Raw genomic sequence first — 15,224 nt, 5'->3', positions numbered from 1 at the left:
TTTTCCTACAGGACGGTCTGCCCACAAGGGAGGCCCGGTTTCGGCAATGCCCGCAGGCCCATCCGCCCGCGGCTTTGGAGACTCGGTGGTCAATCCAATAACAAGACGAGGTTGTATCCCTATGCCAGTCGGCAATCCTCTGCCCCATGGCGAGACCGCGCAGGGTGGTCCGCTCAAACGTGAGCTCGGCGAGCGGCATATCCGCTTGATGGCGCTTGGCGCCTGCATCGGTGTCGGGCTGTTCCTAGGTTCGGCCAAGGCGATCGAGATGGCCGGGCCGGCGATCATGCTGTCCTACATCATCGGTGGCCTGGCGATCCTGGTGATCATGCGCGCCCTCGGCGAAATGGCCGTGCACAACCCGGTGGCCGGTTCGTTCAGCCGCTACGCCCAGGATTACCTCGGCCCGCTCGCCGGTTTCCTGACCGGTTGGAACTACTGGTTCCTGTGGCTGGTGACCTGCGTGGCCGAGATCACCGCGGTGGCGGTGTACATGGGCATCTGGTTCCCCGACGTGCCCCGCTGGATCTGGGCCCTGGCCGCATTGGTCAGCATGGGCTCGATCAACCTGATCGCCGTCAAGGCCTTCGGTGAATTCGAATTCTGGTTCGCCCTGATCAAGATCGTGACCATCATCGCCATGGTCATCGGCGGCGTCGGCATCATCGCCTTCGGTTTCGGCAACGACGGCGTGGCACTGGGTATTTCCAATCTGTGGACCCACGGCGGTTTCATGCCCAACGGCGTGTCCGGCGTGTTGATGTCCCTGCAAATGGTCATGTTCGCCTACCTGGGCGTGGAAATGATCGGCCTGACCGCCGGTGAAGCACGCAACCCACAGAAAACCATCCCCAACGCCATCGGCTCGGTGTTCTGGCGGATCCTGCTGTTCTACGTCGGCGCGTTGTTCGTGATCCTGTCGATCTACCCGTGGAACGAAATCGGCACCCAGGGCAGCCCGTTCGTGATGACCTTCGAGCGCCTGGGCATCAAGACCGCCGCCGGCATCATCAACTTCGTGGTGATCACCGCCGCGCTGTCGTCCTGCAATGGTGGAATCTTCAGCACGGGTCGCATGCTCTACAGCCTGGCGCAAAACGGCCAGGCCCCGGCCGGTTTCGCCAAGACCTCCAGCAACGGCGTGCCACGCCGCGCACTGCTGCTGTCCATCGTCGCCTTGCTGCTGGGGGTGCTGCTCAACTACCTGGTGCCGGAAAAGGTCTTCGTCTGGGTGACCTCCATCGCCACTTTCGGCGCGATCTGGACCTGGGTCATGATCCTGCTGGCCCAGCTCAAGTTCCGCAAAGGCCTGAGCGCTTCCGAGCGTGCCACGCTGAAATATCGCATGTGGCTCTACCCGGTCAGCTCCTATCTTGCGCTGGCATTCCTGGTGCTGGTGGTGGGCCTGATGGCGTACTTCCCCGATACGCGCGTGGCGCTGTATATCGGCCCGGCGTTCCTGGCGCTGCTGACGGTGCTGTTCTATACCTTCAAGTTGCAGCCGACAGCAGAGGCACCGGGTTCGGTGCGTTCGGTGTCGTAAGATAAGGCACGGTATAAACGAGAGCCCCGGTCAGACGACCGGGGTTTTTTTGTGCGTGAGCCTGACCGTCCGTCGGAATCGGTGCTCGACCTGTAAGATCTGACAGTAGACCGCCGCAGAACCGTCGCCTAGCTTGGACGCACGCCAATAGGGGAGTGGCAAGGTACCAAGATGAACGGGTCTTCTGCGTTGATGGTTATCGCACTGGTCAATGGACTGATCCATGGCCAGGTTTTTTTTCTGTTGCATGACGCCGTTGGACTGGTCCAGGCAACTAGCAACTTGGCTGCGTTCGGCGTGGCTGCGGTGTTTTCGTTTTATGTGAGTGGGCTTTACATCTTCCGGCCCGGGGAGTCGTGGCGCAGCTATCTGCTGTGCAATGGTTTGATGGGGACATTGAGTTACGCGGTCGGCTCGATGGGAGATGTCCTGGGTTCACCTGGATGGGTGACGGTGGCTTTCTATTGCCTGTTGAACCTGGCGATGGGGTACAGCTTGTTCCGGTTCAAATCGCTTCGTGCCTCTCAGCAGCCATGAACGAATTCCGAAAAGCAAGATGGAGCACTTTTTTTACTTATTCACTGGTCGGCCTCGCCAATACATTGCTTCATTGGCAAATATTCTTTGTGCTGCGCGTGGCGGTCGGTCTCGATCAGTCGATCAGTAATTTGGCTGCGTTTTGCGTGGCGGCTTCGTTCTCCTATTACCTCAATGCGCTCTATACCTTCGAGGCCAAACTCTCGGTAACGGGGTATGTCACTTTCCTGTGCGTTATTGGAGCGCTCAGTTATGCCGTGGGTTATCTGGGAGACCGCTGGCGGCTCCATGGATTGCTGACGGTGGCGGTATTTTCGCTGCTGAGTCTGGTGTTCGGATTTCTCCTCTCCCGGTTCGTGGTGTTTCGTGGGCAACGTCCATGAAGATCTCGCTGATTGTTCCGGTGTTCAATGAAGAGCAGACCCTGGGACTGTTCTACAAGAGTGTCCGTCAGCACCCGGCGTTGGCCGGTTACAGCGTAGAGATCATCTTCATCAACGATGGCAGCGCTGACCAGACGGATGCGCTTGCACGTGACATCGCGCTGGTCGATAACCTGGTCGTGTTGATCAATTTTTCCCGAAACTTCGGCAAGGAGCCCGCCTTGTTTGCCGGGATCGAACACGCCGGCGGGGACGTGGTCATTCCCATCGACGTAGACCTGCAAGACCCCATCGAGGTGATTCCCAAGCTTGTTGCCGAATGGGAAAAGGGCGCCGAAGTGGTGCTGGCCAAGCGTCGTGATCGTTCATCCGACAGTTACCTGAAGCGTGGATGTGCTGCGCTGTTCTATCGCTTGCTCGATCAAATCGCCTATCCCCATATCGAGCGGAACGTCGGCGATTTTCGGCTGATGGATCGCAAGGTCGTGGACGTCATCAAGACCCTTCCCGAATACCAACTGTTCATGAAAGGCGTGTTGTCGTGGGCGGGGTTTACCACCGTTATCGTCGAATACGACCGCGCCGGCCGCGCCGCTGGTAGCAGCAAATTCAATGGTTGGAAGTTGTGGAACCTGGCATTGGAAGGCATCACGTCGTTCAGTACCGTGCCGTTGCGGTTGTGGACTTATGTGGGTGGTTGTATCTCGTTTTTATCGCTGGTGTATGCCGTATACATGGTGCTGGACAAGCTGCTCTTTGGAAACGATGTGCCCGGTTATCCATCGTTGATGACGGCGATTTTGTTTTTGGGTGGGGTGCAATTGATTGGTATTGGTGTGTTGGGGGAATACATCGGGCGGATTTATCTTGAGACCAAGCATCGGCCGAGGTATGTCATCAGCGAAATAGTTCGGGGAGAGTCGGGCGTGCAAGAAAATCGTGAGCGGGTTCACGAGTTGGAGGATGATCAATGATGACGGACTTTCATGTACGTTCAGGTAGACCTTCCAGTCGATTCGCCGATGGCTCGACCTTGGCAGCAGTAGTGGTCCTTGCGCTGTGCGTACGTTTTTACGGAATCACAACACCGGCGATCTGGTACGACGAAGCGTTCAGCATTCTGCTTGCCAGGCATGAGCCGTGGCAGATCTGGTCTATTACAGCACGAGATATTCACCCGCCGCTTTATTACCTCGCGCTGCACTGCTGGATGATTCTGTTTGGTGACGGGGTCTTGGCCGTTAGGTCGCTCAGTGTGCTAGCCGACGTAGGCACGGTTTTGCTGAGCATAAAGCTGATGAGCCTGGTTGCCACGCGAAGAGCAACCTGGATGGCTGGGTTGTTATTGGCGTTGCTGCCGATCTCGGTTCGTTACAGCCAGGAAGCGCGCATGTACACCCTGCTTGGATTCTGGCTGATGGGCGCAACCGTGGCATTGGTGTGCTGGGTTAAAGAGCCGGAAAAGAAGCGCTTCCCGATTATTTATGTGTTGCTGATGACAGCAGCGTTCTATACGCATTATTTCGCAGCACTGTGCGTGCTTGTTCATTGGTTTTACTGGTGGTCGGGCCGTGCGGGGACGGGAACCGCGTTGCCGATGCAGCCATGGCTTTTGGTTAACAGTGCAATCGTTGTGTTGTTTGTGCCTTGGTTGCCTCATTTTGTTGATCATCTGTCGGCAGGGGGCGTATGGCTCACGTCTGTCACAGGAGAGGCAGTGTTAAGTCTTGTTTGGCAGTTCACTTCTATGAATGCATGGGGAGCGCAGTCCTTGCTGTTGCGTGCGATGCCATTGGTGTTTGTTGTTGCATGCGCGGGAATGTTGATTTGGAAAGAACACCACCTGCATCGTATCAGCGGTCTAATGGTCGGTTATTTTTTTATTCCAGCAACTTTTTTGACTATCGCAACGCTGGTTGTCCCCGTGTTCGCTCCTCGATATCTGACATTTGCAGCGGTTGGGCTACCTTTGATTGTTGCTGCAGCTCTGGATATATCGAATCGACGAACTGCCATACTAGTCTTGGTCGTGATAATTATGGTGGCAGTTGAGGTTCAAGGATTACAGTCGGTATATCGACAAACCGATGGCATGAACGGAACCGATTTGCGTAAGAGCTATAGGCTCGACGTGCTGGCGGCTGCAATCAAAAAAGAGGCGATGCCAAACGACGAAATAGTCTTTGAATCCTTAATCTGGTACCTGCCGTTCACCTATTACAACGAGACGGGAATTTGGCCAAAATTTTATATTGACTCATCTCTCGGTATGTTCTTTAACGTTGCTGGCCGTGGCGGATACGCCTTGTTTCCCGAAGGCGATCGATTGAACTATTTCACTAATTTGCATGTACTTAAATGCAGCACAGGCAATGTCTGGTGGATAGGACCTAAAACTGCAACAGTTTTCAGGGCGCTACTGGAAAATGATTGGAAGCAAACCCGTACCTTTCTCGAGGGAGAAATGGTGGCTTCTTTGTACACCCTTAAAACCTCACCCCTCCCAGAGGAAGGGGGTCTTAACGCTTCAGCTAGGCAGCCACCACCTCCAGCGGCTCAAAACTGTCCGCCCGCGCCAGTTGCCACATCCGCGAATAGAACTGTCCGTTCACTTCACCGGTCAGCAATTCCCCCGGTTTCAAGAACACATGCAGCTGTGAAAACAGTTTGATCTCGGTCGCCGACATGCGCCGCACCAGATGCTTGGGCTGCAATTGCGAGGGGTGGTCGAGGCCGGCGGCGGCGAGCATTTCGGCGAGGGCCTTGAGGGTGTTGCGGTGGAAGTTGTAGACCCGCTGGGCCTTGTCCGGGACGACCAGGGCGCGTTGGCGCAGGGTGTCCTGGGTGGCGACGCCGGTGGGGCATTTGTTGGTGTGGCAGCTTTGGGACTGAATGCAACCGATGGCGAACATGAAGCCGCGAGCGGCGTTGGCCCAGTCGGCGCCGATGGCCAGGACGCTGGCGATGTCGAAGGCGCTGACGATCTTGCCGCTGGCGCCGAGCTTGATCTTGTCCCGCAGGTTCAGCCCCACCAGGGTGTTGTGCACGAACAACAGGCCTTCGCGCAGCGGCACGCCGATGTGGTCGGTGAACTCAACCGGTGCCGCGCCGGTGCCGCCTTCCTTGCCGTCCACTACGATGAAGTCGGGCAGGATGCCGGTTTCCAGCATGGCCTTGGCGATGCCCATGAATTCCCACGGATGCCCCAGGCAGAACTTGAAGCCCACCGGCTTGCCGCCAGACAGCTCGCGCAATTGCTGGACGAACTGCATCAGCTCGATTGGCGTGGAGAACGCGCTGTGGCGGGACGGCGAAACACAGTCCTCGCCCATGAGGATGCCACGGGTCTCGGCGATTTCCCGGGTGACCTTGTGCTTGGGCAGGATCCCGCCGTGGCCGGGCTTGGCGCCTTGGCTCATCTTGATTTCGATCATCCGCACCTGCGGGTTCCGGGCCTGGGCAGCGAAGCGTTCCGGGTCGAAGCGCCCGTCGCTGGTGCGGCAACCGAAATAGCCGCTGCCCAATTCCCAGGTCAGGTCGCCGCCGTGTTCGCGGTGGTAGGGGCTGATGCTGCCTTCGCCGGTGTCATGGGCGAAGTTGCCGAGCTTGGCGCCCTGGTTCAACGCCCGGATCGCATTCGCGCTCAAGGAGCCGAAGCTCATGGCCGAGATGTTGAACACCGAGGCCGAATAGGGCTGGGTGCATTGCGGGCCGCCGACCGTGACGCGAAAGCCGCTGGGGTCGCTCAACGGCGCCGGGCGCATGGAGTGGCCGATGAATTCGAAGCCGGCCTGGTAGACGTCGATCAAGGTGCCGAACGGTTTGTCGGCGCTTTCGTTCTTGGCCCGTGAATACACCAGCGAGCGCTGGGCACGGGAGAAGGGCAGGGCATCGCTGTCGGATTCGAGCAGGTACTGGCGGATCTCCGGGCGGATGCCTTCGACCAGGTAACGGATATTGCCCAGGATCGGATAGTTGCGGCGCACGGCATGGCGGGTTTGCAGCAGGTCGAACAACCCCAGCAGGCTCAGCAGCCCCGTCACCAGCGCAATCGGCCAGAGCCAGTCATGTTGCAGGAACGGCAAGCTGGCGAGGGTGAAGATCACGCAGCCAGCGAAGAAGGCGTAGCGGCTCAGCAAAGACAGGCTCATGCGGGTTCCTTGGGGGCGAGCGATGGGTGGGGCGAAGCAGAGATTCTGCGCTTGCTGTGAAACGGCAGGCAACAAGAACCCTGTGGCGAGGGGATTTATCCCCGCTGGGGCGCGAAGCGGCCCTGAAATTCTTGGGGCCGCTGCGCAGCCCAGCGGGGCGGTGCGACGTTTCGCTAAATCCCCTCGCCACAGAGCCCTCTCGCTGAAATTGGAAACTGCGGTCGCTCACCCCGCCAATTTCATCTGCCGCACCGGCAACTCCACCCGAAAGGTCGTTCCCACCCCCACTTCACTGCTCACCGTGATGTCGCCGTTGTGTTTTTTCACGATGCCGTAGGACAGCGACAATCCAAGTCCCGTGCCTTGGCCGATGGGCTTGGTGGTGAAAAACGGGTCGAAGATTTTCTGCAGGGTTTCCGGCGGGATGCCGGAGCCGTTGTCGGCGACTTCGATCCAGACGTTGTCGCCTTCCACCCCGTTGCGCAGGGTGATGGTGCCGCGTTCCGGGCCGATGGCCTGGGCGGCATTGACGATCAGGTTCATGATCACCTGGTTGATTTGCGACGGCAGGCACTCGACCTCCGGCAACGGGCTGTATTGCTTGACCACGTCGGCCTTGTACTTGATCTCGTTGGCGACGATGTTCAAGGTCGAGTCCATGCCTTGCTGCAAATTGGCCATCTGCCATTCCTGGCTGGAGTCGACGCGGGAAAAGTCCTTGAGGTCCTTGACGATCTGCCCGACGCGGGCGATGCCGTCCTTGGATTCCTTGATCAGCACCGGGATGTCTTCCACCAAGAAGTCCAACTCCACCTGCTCGCGCAGGCTTTTCAAATTCAGCACCAATTCCGGCGAGGCGATGGCTTGCTCGGCACTGCCGTAGGCCTGGAGCATTTCCTCCAGTTTGCTGAAGTAGCCGCCGAGGGCGCCGAGGTTGGAGGAAATGAAGCCGATCGGGTTGTTGATCTCGTGGGCCACGCCGGCGGCCAGTTGGCCCAGGGAGGCGAGTTTTTCCGATTGCACCAGCTGGCTCTCGAGCATCTTGCGTTCGTCGATTTCCATCTGTAGCAACTCGCTGGCCTGTTTGAACGCCAGGGTGCGTTGTTCCACCAGGTCTTCGAGCTTGTTCATTTTCAAACGGGCGCGGGAGGTCATTTCCCATTTGGTGGTCAAGGTGTTGGCCATCTGCTGAACTTCGATGTTGTCGAAGGGCTTTTTCAGGATCAGCAGACGATCGTGGCCGTTGAGACGGTCGAGCAGCTCATCCCAGGAATAATCCGAGTACGCGGTGCAGACCACCACTTGCAGTTGCGGATCGACTTTCCACAGTTCCTCGATGGTCTTGGCGCCGTCCCAGCCTTCGGGCATGCGCATGTCGACGAAGGCCAGGGCATAGGGATGCTCCTTGGCCAGCGCCTGCTGCAATTTGGCCAGGCCTTCCTGGCCACCGTAGGCGGAGTCAAGTTCGAAAACGGTGGCGGCCACTTTCGGCGCTTCGCCGAACAGCGCGCTTTCCATATCCTGTAGATCAGCGTTGCTCTCGTCCTCGGGCGTCAGGATCTTTCGGAAGTCGTCATGGATGGCTGGCGTATCGTCGATCAAGAGGATGCGCCGGTTACTCAGGCTATTCATGGCTCACCTTCTGCGAGTTTCAAGGGCAGTTGCAATACGAATGTCGCCCCGGTCCCTGGCCCCTCGCTGTGCGCGGTGAGGTGGCCGTTCATTTCAATGGCCGCCAGTGCGCAACTGTGCAGGCCGAACCCGTGACCGTCCTTACGGGTGGTAAAACCGTGGGCGAAGATGCGCGTCATGTTTTCCTCCGGGATTCCTTCGCCTTCGTCCTTCACGCTGATTTGCAGCTCTTGATCTACGACCCAGGCTTTGAGCGTCATGTTCCGCGCATGGTTGGAAACCCCCGCCATGGCGTATTTGGCATTGCTGATCAGGTTGATCAGGATCAGCAGCATGCGGTGTTTGTCGCCCATGATCCGTGGCACTTCGCCGTACTCTTTGATCACCGTCACATGGTGGCGGGTCAGGGCCCCTGAGTTCATGCGCAGGGCGTCCTCGAGCAGTTCGCTGACCACCAGCGGCTCCATCAGGCTATTGGCGCCGGCGTAGGACTGCTGCGTCGAAACGATGTCCTTGATGTGGTCGACGCTCTTGCTCAGTTGCGCAAGCTCGTCGGTCAGGCTTTGTTGTTCCGTCGCGATGGCTTCCACCAATTGGTTGAGATAACCGGGTAGCAGCTTGCCTTTTTCGTCCTCGGTGAGGAAGTGCCCCAGGTCGTGGCTGTGCTCGTTGATGAGGTTCATCGCCTTGCCCAGGCCCAGGGCCTTGCTGCTGCGCAATTTTCGGCTGACCAGGTCGGCGGAAATGTTCACGCTGTTGAGCACGTTGCCGACGTTGTGCAGCACGTTGGTGGCGATCTCCGCCATGCCGGCCTGGCGGGCAGTGTCCATCAGTTCACTCTGGGTGTCCTTGAGCTGGCGGGTGCGTTCCTCGACCCGTTGTTCGAGCTCGTCGTTGGCGGTTTGCAGGGCGCTGTTGACCCGCTTGATCTCGCCGAAACTGCGCACCAGCCGAACCGCCAGCCAAATCAATATCAACGTCAGGAAGGTGGCGAACAAGAGCAAGAGAATGTGGTTGCGCTGATGTTTGGCAGCCGCTTTTTCCTGATCTTTTTCCAGCAGGCTGGTGATGGTGTCCAGGCGTGCGGCCAGGGGGACCGCCTCGAAGTCGTGCAACAGCTGATTGACCAACGGTTGCTCGCGCAAGATCAACGCGATGTGCCTGCCCAGGATGTCGACGGAGCTGACGATCCCCGCCGGCAGCCGCTCTTTGTTGACGTCCAGTTGATTGAGGCCCAGCAAGACTTCGGCGGCCTGCTCGCGGGTGGTGATCTGGGCGAACTCCATCGTGCTGAGCAGCAGGTCGTAGGTGTCGATGGCAACGTTTTGCAGTTCCAGTTTTTCACCGTCGGACAGTTGGGTGAACTGGCGCTGGATGTCGTCCTCGGCGGTGGGCAGGAATGCCAGGGAGTTGCGCAGTACCGCGTTATGGGACTTGAACTGTTCCACCAGGCGGGTTTTTTCCTTGATCGCCTTCAGGTATTCGTCGCGCTGGGATGACCAGAGCGTAGGCGCGTGCCGGCCGGGCTCCGACTCGATGGCATCGAGACGCTGCCACAGGCGCGTCATTTCACTCAATGGCGAGACCAGCGGGTCGTAATTGTGGCTCAGGGCGATCCGGGACTTGAGCACTTCGTTGTCCCAGATACCGTCCTGCTGCTTGAGCAGGCGGATCAGGTCCCGGGATTCAATGTGCGAGGCGGCTTGCTGGGCACCCGATTGGATGTACATGAACAGGAGGATCGAGGCCAGCAATACACCAATGAAAACCAGGCCGAGGCGGCGTGCGAGTGTCATAGCGGCTTGCCCTCCCATTCGCCGGTGAGGGTCTTGAGGAATTCGACGATCAGTTCGGTATCGTTCTTCAGGGGTTCGCGGCCCAATTGATACTTGAACATCACTTTTACTGCCTGCTCCAGAGTCTGTGCCGACCCTCCATGGAAATACGGCGCGGTGACGGCCACGTTGCGCAGGCTCGGCACCTTGAAGACCTGGCGGTCGGCTTCGTCGCCGGTGACGTTGAAGCGTCCTTCGTCGGCTCGGGTCGGATTGCCCCGGTCCTGAATGTAGTCGCCCATCACGCCGAATTTCTGGAACATATTGCCGCCGATGTTCACGCCTTGATGGCAAGCGATGCAGCCGTACTCCTTGAAGCGCTGGTAGCCGAACTTTTCCCGAGGCGTGAGGATGTCGGTATCGCCTAGCAGGTATTTATCGAAGCGCGAGTTGGGTGTCCGCAGGGTGCGCTCGTAGTCGGCAAGCGCCCCCTGGATATTGGGTTGGGTCACGCCGTCTGGGTACGCGTCGGCAAAATCCCTGGCATAGCCCGTATCGCCCGCGATGCGCTTGACCACCGTTTCCCAGTTACTGCCCATTTCACCGGGGCTGGTGACGACGATATGCACCTGTTCTTCCAGGGTGTCGACGCGACCGTCCCAGAACTGGTGGAAATTCAGGCTGGCATTGAACACCGTGGGCGTATTGACCTCCACTGGCTTGCCGTCGAAACCCAGGGATAAGGCTTTGTCGTCGGCGCCGCCCTTGTCCAGGCGATGGCAACTGGCGCAGGACAGGGTGTTGTTGACCGACAGCCGTGGGTCATTGAACAGCCGCTGGCCCAACTGGACTCGCTTGGGGTCCAGGGCGGGAGCGGGAGGCAGGGGTTTGAGCGGTTCGTCCAATGGCTCGGCGCGAGCGGTCACGCTCAGTCCCACCAGCAGGCCGAGAGCCAGAATCAGTCCGTGTGACGCCATGGGGTGCTTTCCTTTGAAATGCTGTCCCTTGAAACAAGGGGGTTATGACGCTGGCGCTCACGAAAACGGGTTCGGGCGTTGTTCCCATTCAGCCATCCATTGGCTGAAGGCTTGCGGTGCCACGGCCTTGCTGAAGTAGTAGCCCTGGGCTTCCTCGCACTGGTGGATCTTGAGGAATTCCAGCTGCTCCCGGGTTTCCACGCCTTCGGCAATGATGTGCAGGTTCAAACTCTTGCCCAGGCTGATGATGGTGCTCACCAGTTTCGCGTCGTTGCTGTCGATGCTCAGGTCACCGACGAACGACTGGTCGATCTTCAACACATCCACCGGAAATTTCTGCAGGTAGCTCAGGCTCGAATAGCCGGTGCCGAAGTCATCGATGGCCAGCCGTATGCCCAGATGCTTGATGGCATTGAGCGTGGCGACGGTGGTGTCGATGTTCTGCATGAGCACGCTTTCAGTGATCTCCAGTTCTAACTGTGTCGGGTCCAGACCGGTTTCCTTTAGGGTGCGTGCGATGCCATCGACGAAACCGCGCTGGCGGAAATCGATCGCCGAGACATTGACCGACAGGTACAGCGGCCGCATGCCCTCGGCCTGCCAGCGACAGGCCTGCTGGCAGGCCTCTTGGAGTACCCACTGGCTCAGCGGGACGATCAGGCCGCTGTCCTCGGCCACGGGGATGAAATCCGACGGATAGACGAGCCCCTGGTCGGGGCGATTCCAGCGCACCAACGCCTCGGCACCGACCACTTTACCGCTCGTCAGATCGAGCTTGGGCTGGTAATGCAGCACGAACTCCTTACGCTGCAAGGCCAGGCGCAAGCCAGATTCGATGGTCTGCTGCTGACGGGCGCGGCGATTCATGTCCTCGGTGAAAAAACGGAAATCGTTGGGGCCGTTTTCCTTGACGTTGCGCATTGCCGTCTCGGCCTTTTTGATCAGCGCCACGGCATCGAAACCATCGGCCGGATACACGCTGATGCCCAGGCTCGCTGTCACCGTCAGGTCGTGACCGTCGATGGGGTGCGGGGAGTTGATGGCCCCCAGCAGCTTTTCCGCCACGCCCTTGGTCAATTGTGGGTCGGCGATGTCGCCGAGGATCACCACGAACTCATCGGAGCCGTAGCGAAACACCGAGTCGGACTCGCGCACCACCGCCGCCAACGCCCGCGCCACGCGCTTGAGCATCTCGTCGCCCACCGGGTGCCCCAGCGCATTGTTGATGCGCTTGAAGCGGTCCAGGCCGATGAACATCACCGCCAACTGTCGGTCATGCCGGCGGCACTGGGCCAAGGCCTGGGTCAGGCGGTCGCCGAGCAGCATGCTGTTGGGCAGCTCGGTGAGCACGTCATATTGCAGCAGGTGGGAGACCTTGAGCAGCTCCTGGACCCGCTCTTCGATGGTGCGTTCCAGGCTGCGCATCTTGCGTGCGGCGTCCTGGGCCAATTGCCATTTCCAGGTCATGGCGCTGGCCATCTGGCGGATTTCCAGGGTGTCGAACGGCTTCTTGAGGATCAACAACTGATCGTCGAATTCGATGCGTTCCGACATGGTCTCCCAGGAGTAATCCGAATGCGCGGTGCACAGGGCGATCTGCAGGCGCGGGTCGGCTTTCCACAGTTGTTCGATGGTCTGCAGGCCGTCCCAGCCGGGCGGCATGCGCATGTCGGCGAACACCAGGGCATAGGGCTGGCCTTCGGCCTGGGCGCGCTTGACCAGTTCCAGCGCTTCCTCGCCCTGGTAGGCCGAGTCGATCTGGAATTGCACCCGGTTCACCTGCGGCGTGCCGAACAACAGGCTCTCGGTGTCGTCCAGCGAGTCATCGTTGCCTGCACTGGGGCTGAGGATCTTTCGAAAGTCGTGGTGAATGGCGGGCGTGTCGTCCACCACCAGGATGCGCCTGTTTGCCGGAACGGACATGGGGTTCATGGGCTGCTCTCCGATAGCTGGCTCGCCGGCCGGGTCCAGTGGTCCGCCACCGGAACGATGGCGCCCGCCTTGAGCAGGGCGGCGGCCTGCTCACTGTCCACCACAGTGCTGAAATAGTGCCCCTGGGCTTGTATCGACCCGCCGCTGGACATCAGCGTCGTGCGTTGCTCCTGGGTCTCGACCCCTTCGGCGATGATGCCGATGCCCACGTCCCGGGCGAAGTTGATGATGGCCCGCAGGGTCGTGGCGTTCTCCGGATCGGCGTTGGCGCTGTCGAGGAAGCGCTGGGCGAGCTTGAGGTGGTTCACGCGGTAAGTCTTGAGGTAATCGAAGGATGAGTACTCGGTGCCGAAATCGTCGATGGCGACCTGCACGCCCAACTCGCACAGGCGTGGCAGCACGTCGTTATGGGTCCATTTGGTCTGGGCCAGGGTCGCTTCGGTGACGTCGAAACGCAGGTCCCAGGGCGCCAGCTCCCAGCGCGCGGTGGTACGCAGCACGTCGTAGATCAGTTCCGGGCCGGTCTTGAGCTGGGTCAGGGACAGGTCGATGGCGATCACCGGTGGCGCCATGCCCTGGTCTCGCCATTGGCGCATCTGCTGGCAGGCCTGGTCCAGGACCCAATGGCCCAGGCCGATGATGATTCCGGTTTTTTCCGCGGCCGGCATGAAGGCGGCCGGTTCCAGCCAGCCGCGCGCGGGATGGTTCCAGCGCACCTGCACGCCCATGCCGAGAATCCGGCCGGTGCCAAGGTCGACTTCCGGCAGGTAGTGCAAGTGCAACTCGTTGTTTTCGATGGCCAGGCGCAGGTCATTGGCGAGGGCGACCCGATCCGTGACCTCCTGGTTAATTTCCTCGTTGTGGAAGTGATACTGGTTGCGGCCCTTTTCCTTGGAGCGGTACAGGGCCATGTCGGATTGGGCCATCAGGCTGTCGGCGCTTGGGCTCTGCGGGGAATAGAGGCTGATGCCGATGCTCACGGAAATGCGTACGTCGTTGCCATCCAGGGAATAGGGCGCCATCAGCGTGTCGCGAATCTTGGCCGCCAGCGCGGCGCAGTGGGTCGCTTCGTGGACGTCCAGTTGCAGGATGGCGAATTCGTCGCCACCCAGGCGCGCCACCACGTCGTTTTCCCGGGTGCAGCCCTTGAGCCGCGCTGCGACTTGTTGCAACAGCAGGTCACCGATGGGGTGCCCGAGGGTGTCGTTGATCCGCTTGAAGTGGTCCAGGTCCAGGTAAAACATTGCGAAGGGCGCCGCCCCCCGACGGGCGGCCGCAAAGGCCTGGTGCAGCCGCTCGATCATGGTGGCGCGGTTGGCGAGCCCGGTCAGGCCATCGGTGCGGGCCAGCAAGGCGATCTTTTCCTCGGCCAGCTTGCGCTCGGTAATGTCGAGGATGATGCCTTCGACTTCCAGCAGCAGGCCTTGCTCGTTGCGCACCGGGATGTAGCGGTTCTCTACCCAGCGGAACGTGTCGTCGCCAGTGCGCATGCGAAATTCGATGGAGGCACCCGCGGTGTCGCGGTCCAGGACGCGCACCATGGCTTCGTCGACCTTGGCCTGGTCGTCGGGGTGGATCAAGGTTTGCGCCCAGTCCGGCGAGCTGATCAGGCGCGCCGCGACATGGCCGAACTTGGTGATGTTGTGGGAGATGTACATCAATGGAAAAGGCGGCTCGCCGCGCAGGCGATAAAGGATGGTCGGGCTGTTCTGCACGATGATGTTGGCGTCGGCCAGCTCCCGGGTGCGTTCTTCCACTGCCCGTTCGAGCATGTCCATTTTCAACGCGGCGTCTTCGGTCATCTGCCATTTGACGGTCAAGGTGCTCGCCATCTGGCGAATCTCGATCGCATCGAAAGGTTTCTTCAGGATCAGCAGGCGGTCGCCCAGCTCGAGACGGTCGGCGATGTCCTCCCAGGAATAATCCGAGTAGGCCGTGCACAACGCCACCTGCAACTTGGGGTCGGCGCGCCACAGCCGCTCGATGGTTTCCAGGCCGTCCCAACCCGGCGGCATGCGCATGTCGATGAAAGCCATGGCGAACGGTTTGCCCTGGGCAAGGGCGGTTTCGACCTTGTTCAGGGCTTCCATGCCCTGGAACGCCGATTCGAGCTCGAAGCTCTGGGCGCAAACCACCACGGGGGCGCCGAACAAGGCTTCTTCAGCATTGCTCAGGCTGTCTTCGGGCGCTGCGTGGGGGCTGAGAATCTTTCGAAAATCCTCATGGATTGTCGGCGTGTCATCAACGATCAGTATCCGCCGATTGGATCTTTCCATCGGCAGGCTCATGGCCGT

10 protein-coding genes are annotated in these 15,224 nt (G+C 59.7%); 4 read left to right on the top strand and 6 right to left on the bottom strand.

Annotation, left to right across the window (positions count from 1 at the left end; genetic code table 11):
• Positions 1–121 precede the first annotated feature (121 nt).
• From M1D68_RS20095 to M1D68_RS20080, 4 genes are all read left to right on the top strand, one after another.
• Entirely contained in the window at positions 122–1,543 is a 1,422-nt protein-coding gene (locus M1D68_RS20095) for an amino acid permease (RefSeq protein WP_457968103.1), read from the top strand.
• A 171-nt stretch (positions 1,544–1,714) separates the two neighbouring features.
• A complete protein-coding gene (locus M1D68_RS20090) occupies positions 1,715–2,080 on the top strand; it encodes a GtrA family protein (RefSeq protein WP_434560413.1) in 366 nt (121 codons plus the stop codon).
• Positions 2,077–2,463 carry a GtrA family protein gene (locus tag M1D68_RS20085; protein ID WP_457968102.1) on the top strand — a complete coding sequence of 129 codons (387 nt, stop codon included), beginning with the start codon at positions 2,077–2,079 and terminating at the stop codon, positions 2,461–2,463. The genes M1D68_RS20090 and M1D68_RS20085 overlap by 4 nt, the downstream gene beginning before the upstream one ends.
• The gene (locus tag M1D68_RS20080) at positions 2,460–3,437 is read left to right on the top strand and encodes a glycosyltransferase family 2 protein (RefSeq protein ID WP_457968101.1); all 978 of its coding nucleotides are present in this window, start codon (positions 2,460–2,462) and stop codon (positions 3,435–3,437) included. The genes M1D68_RS20085 and M1D68_RS20080 overlap by 4 nt, the downstream gene beginning before the upstream one ends.
• Before the next feature lie 1,557 nt (positions 3,438–4,994).
• Here M1D68_RS20080 and M1D68_RS20075 read toward each other — a convergent pair.
• From M1D68_RS20075 to M1D68_RS20050, 6 genes are all read right to left on the bottom strand, one after another.
• On the bottom strand, positions 4,995–6,614 hold the full coding sequence (locus M1D68_RS20075) for an FMN-binding glutamate synthase family protein (protein ID WP_457968100.1): 1,620 nt from the start codon (positions 6,612–6,614) through the stop codon (positions 4,995–4,997).
• A gap of 225 nt (positions 6,615–6,839) precedes the next feature.
• Positions 6,840–8,246: an ATP-binding protein gene (locus tag M1D68_RS20070; RefSeq protein ID WP_457968099.1), complete on the bottom strand. Its 1,407-nt coding sequence runs from the start codon at positions 8,244–8,246 to the stop codon at positions 6,840–6,842.
• The gene (locus M1D68_RS20065; protein WP_457968098.1) at positions 8,243–10,042 is read right to left on the bottom strand and encodes a DAHL domain-containing protein; all 1,800 of its coding nucleotides are present in this window, start codon (positions 10,040–10,042) and stop codon (positions 8,243–8,245) included. Before M1D68_RS20065 ends, M1D68_RS20070 begins: the two co-directional genes overlap by 4 nt.
• On the bottom strand, positions 10,039–10,998 hold the full coding sequence (locus M1D68_RS20060) for a cytochrome-c peroxidase (RefSeq protein ID WP_434560403.1): 960 nt from the start codon (positions 10,996–10,998) through the stop codon (positions 10,039–10,041). Before M1D68_RS20060 ends, M1D68_RS20065 begins: the two co-directional genes overlap by 4 nt.
• 57 nt (positions 10,999–11,055) lie before the next feature.
• Positions 11,056–12,930, bottom strand: a complete 1,875-nt coding sequence (locus M1D68_RS20055; RefSeq protein ID WP_420765326.1) for an EAL domain-containing protein — start codon at positions 12,928–12,930, stop codon at positions 11,056–11,058.
• A complete protein-coding gene (locus tag M1D68_RS20050; protein ID WP_457968097.1) occupies positions 12,927–15,218 on the bottom strand; it encodes a GGDEF/EAL domain-containing response regulator in 2,292 nt (763 codons plus the stop codon). The genes M1D68_RS20055 and M1D68_RS20050 overlap by 4 nt, the downstream gene beginning before the upstream one ends.
• Between the last annotated feature and the right edge of the window lie 6 nt (positions 15,219–15,224).

It is taken from the genome of Pseudomonas sp. R4-84, assembly GCF_054130985.1.
Note: the sequence above shows the minus strand (reverse complement) of the source record. Positions and strands in the feature narration are given on the sequence as shown.

Coding starts and splice junctions, on each gene's coding strand:
- M1D68_RS20095 (WP_457968103.1), top strand. CDS start 122: ATGCCAGTCGGCAATCCTCTGCCCCATGGCGAGACCGCGCAGGGTGGT.
- M1D68_RS20090 (WP_434560413.1), top strand. CDS start 1,715: ATGAACGGGTCTTCTGCGTTGATGGTTATCGCACTGGTCAATGGACTG.
- M1D68_RS20085 (WP_457968102.1), top strand. CDS start 2,077: ATGAACGAATTCCGAAAAGCAAGATGGAGCACTTTTTTTACTTATTCA.
- M1D68_RS20080 (WP_457968101.1), top strand. CDS start 2,460: ATGAAGATCTCGCTGATTGTTCCGGTGTTCAATGAAGAGCAGACCCTG.
- M1D68_RS20075 (WP_457968100.1), bottom strand. CDS start 6,614: ATGAGCCTGTCTTTGCTGAGCCGCTACGCCTTCTTCGCTGGCTGCGTG.
- M1D68_RS20070 (WP_457968099.1), bottom strand. CDS start 8,246: ATGAATAGCCTGAGTAACCGGCGCATCCTCTTGATCGACGATACGCCA.
- M1D68_RS20065 (WP_457968098.1), bottom strand. CDS start 10,042: ATGACACTCGCACGCCGCCTCGGCCTGGTTTTCATTGGTGTATTGCTG.
- M1D68_RS20060 (WP_434560403.1), bottom strand. CDS start 10,998: ATGGCGTCACACGGACTGATTCTGGCTCTCGGCCTGCTGGTGGGACTG.
- M1D68_RS20055 (WP_420765326.1), bottom strand. CDS start 12,930: ATGAACCCCATGTCCGTTCCGGCAAACAGGCGCATCCTGGTGGTGGAC.
- M1D68_RS20050 (WP_457968097.1), bottom strand. CDS start 15,218: ATGAGCCTGCCGATGGAAAGATCCAATCGGCGGATACTGATCGTTGAT.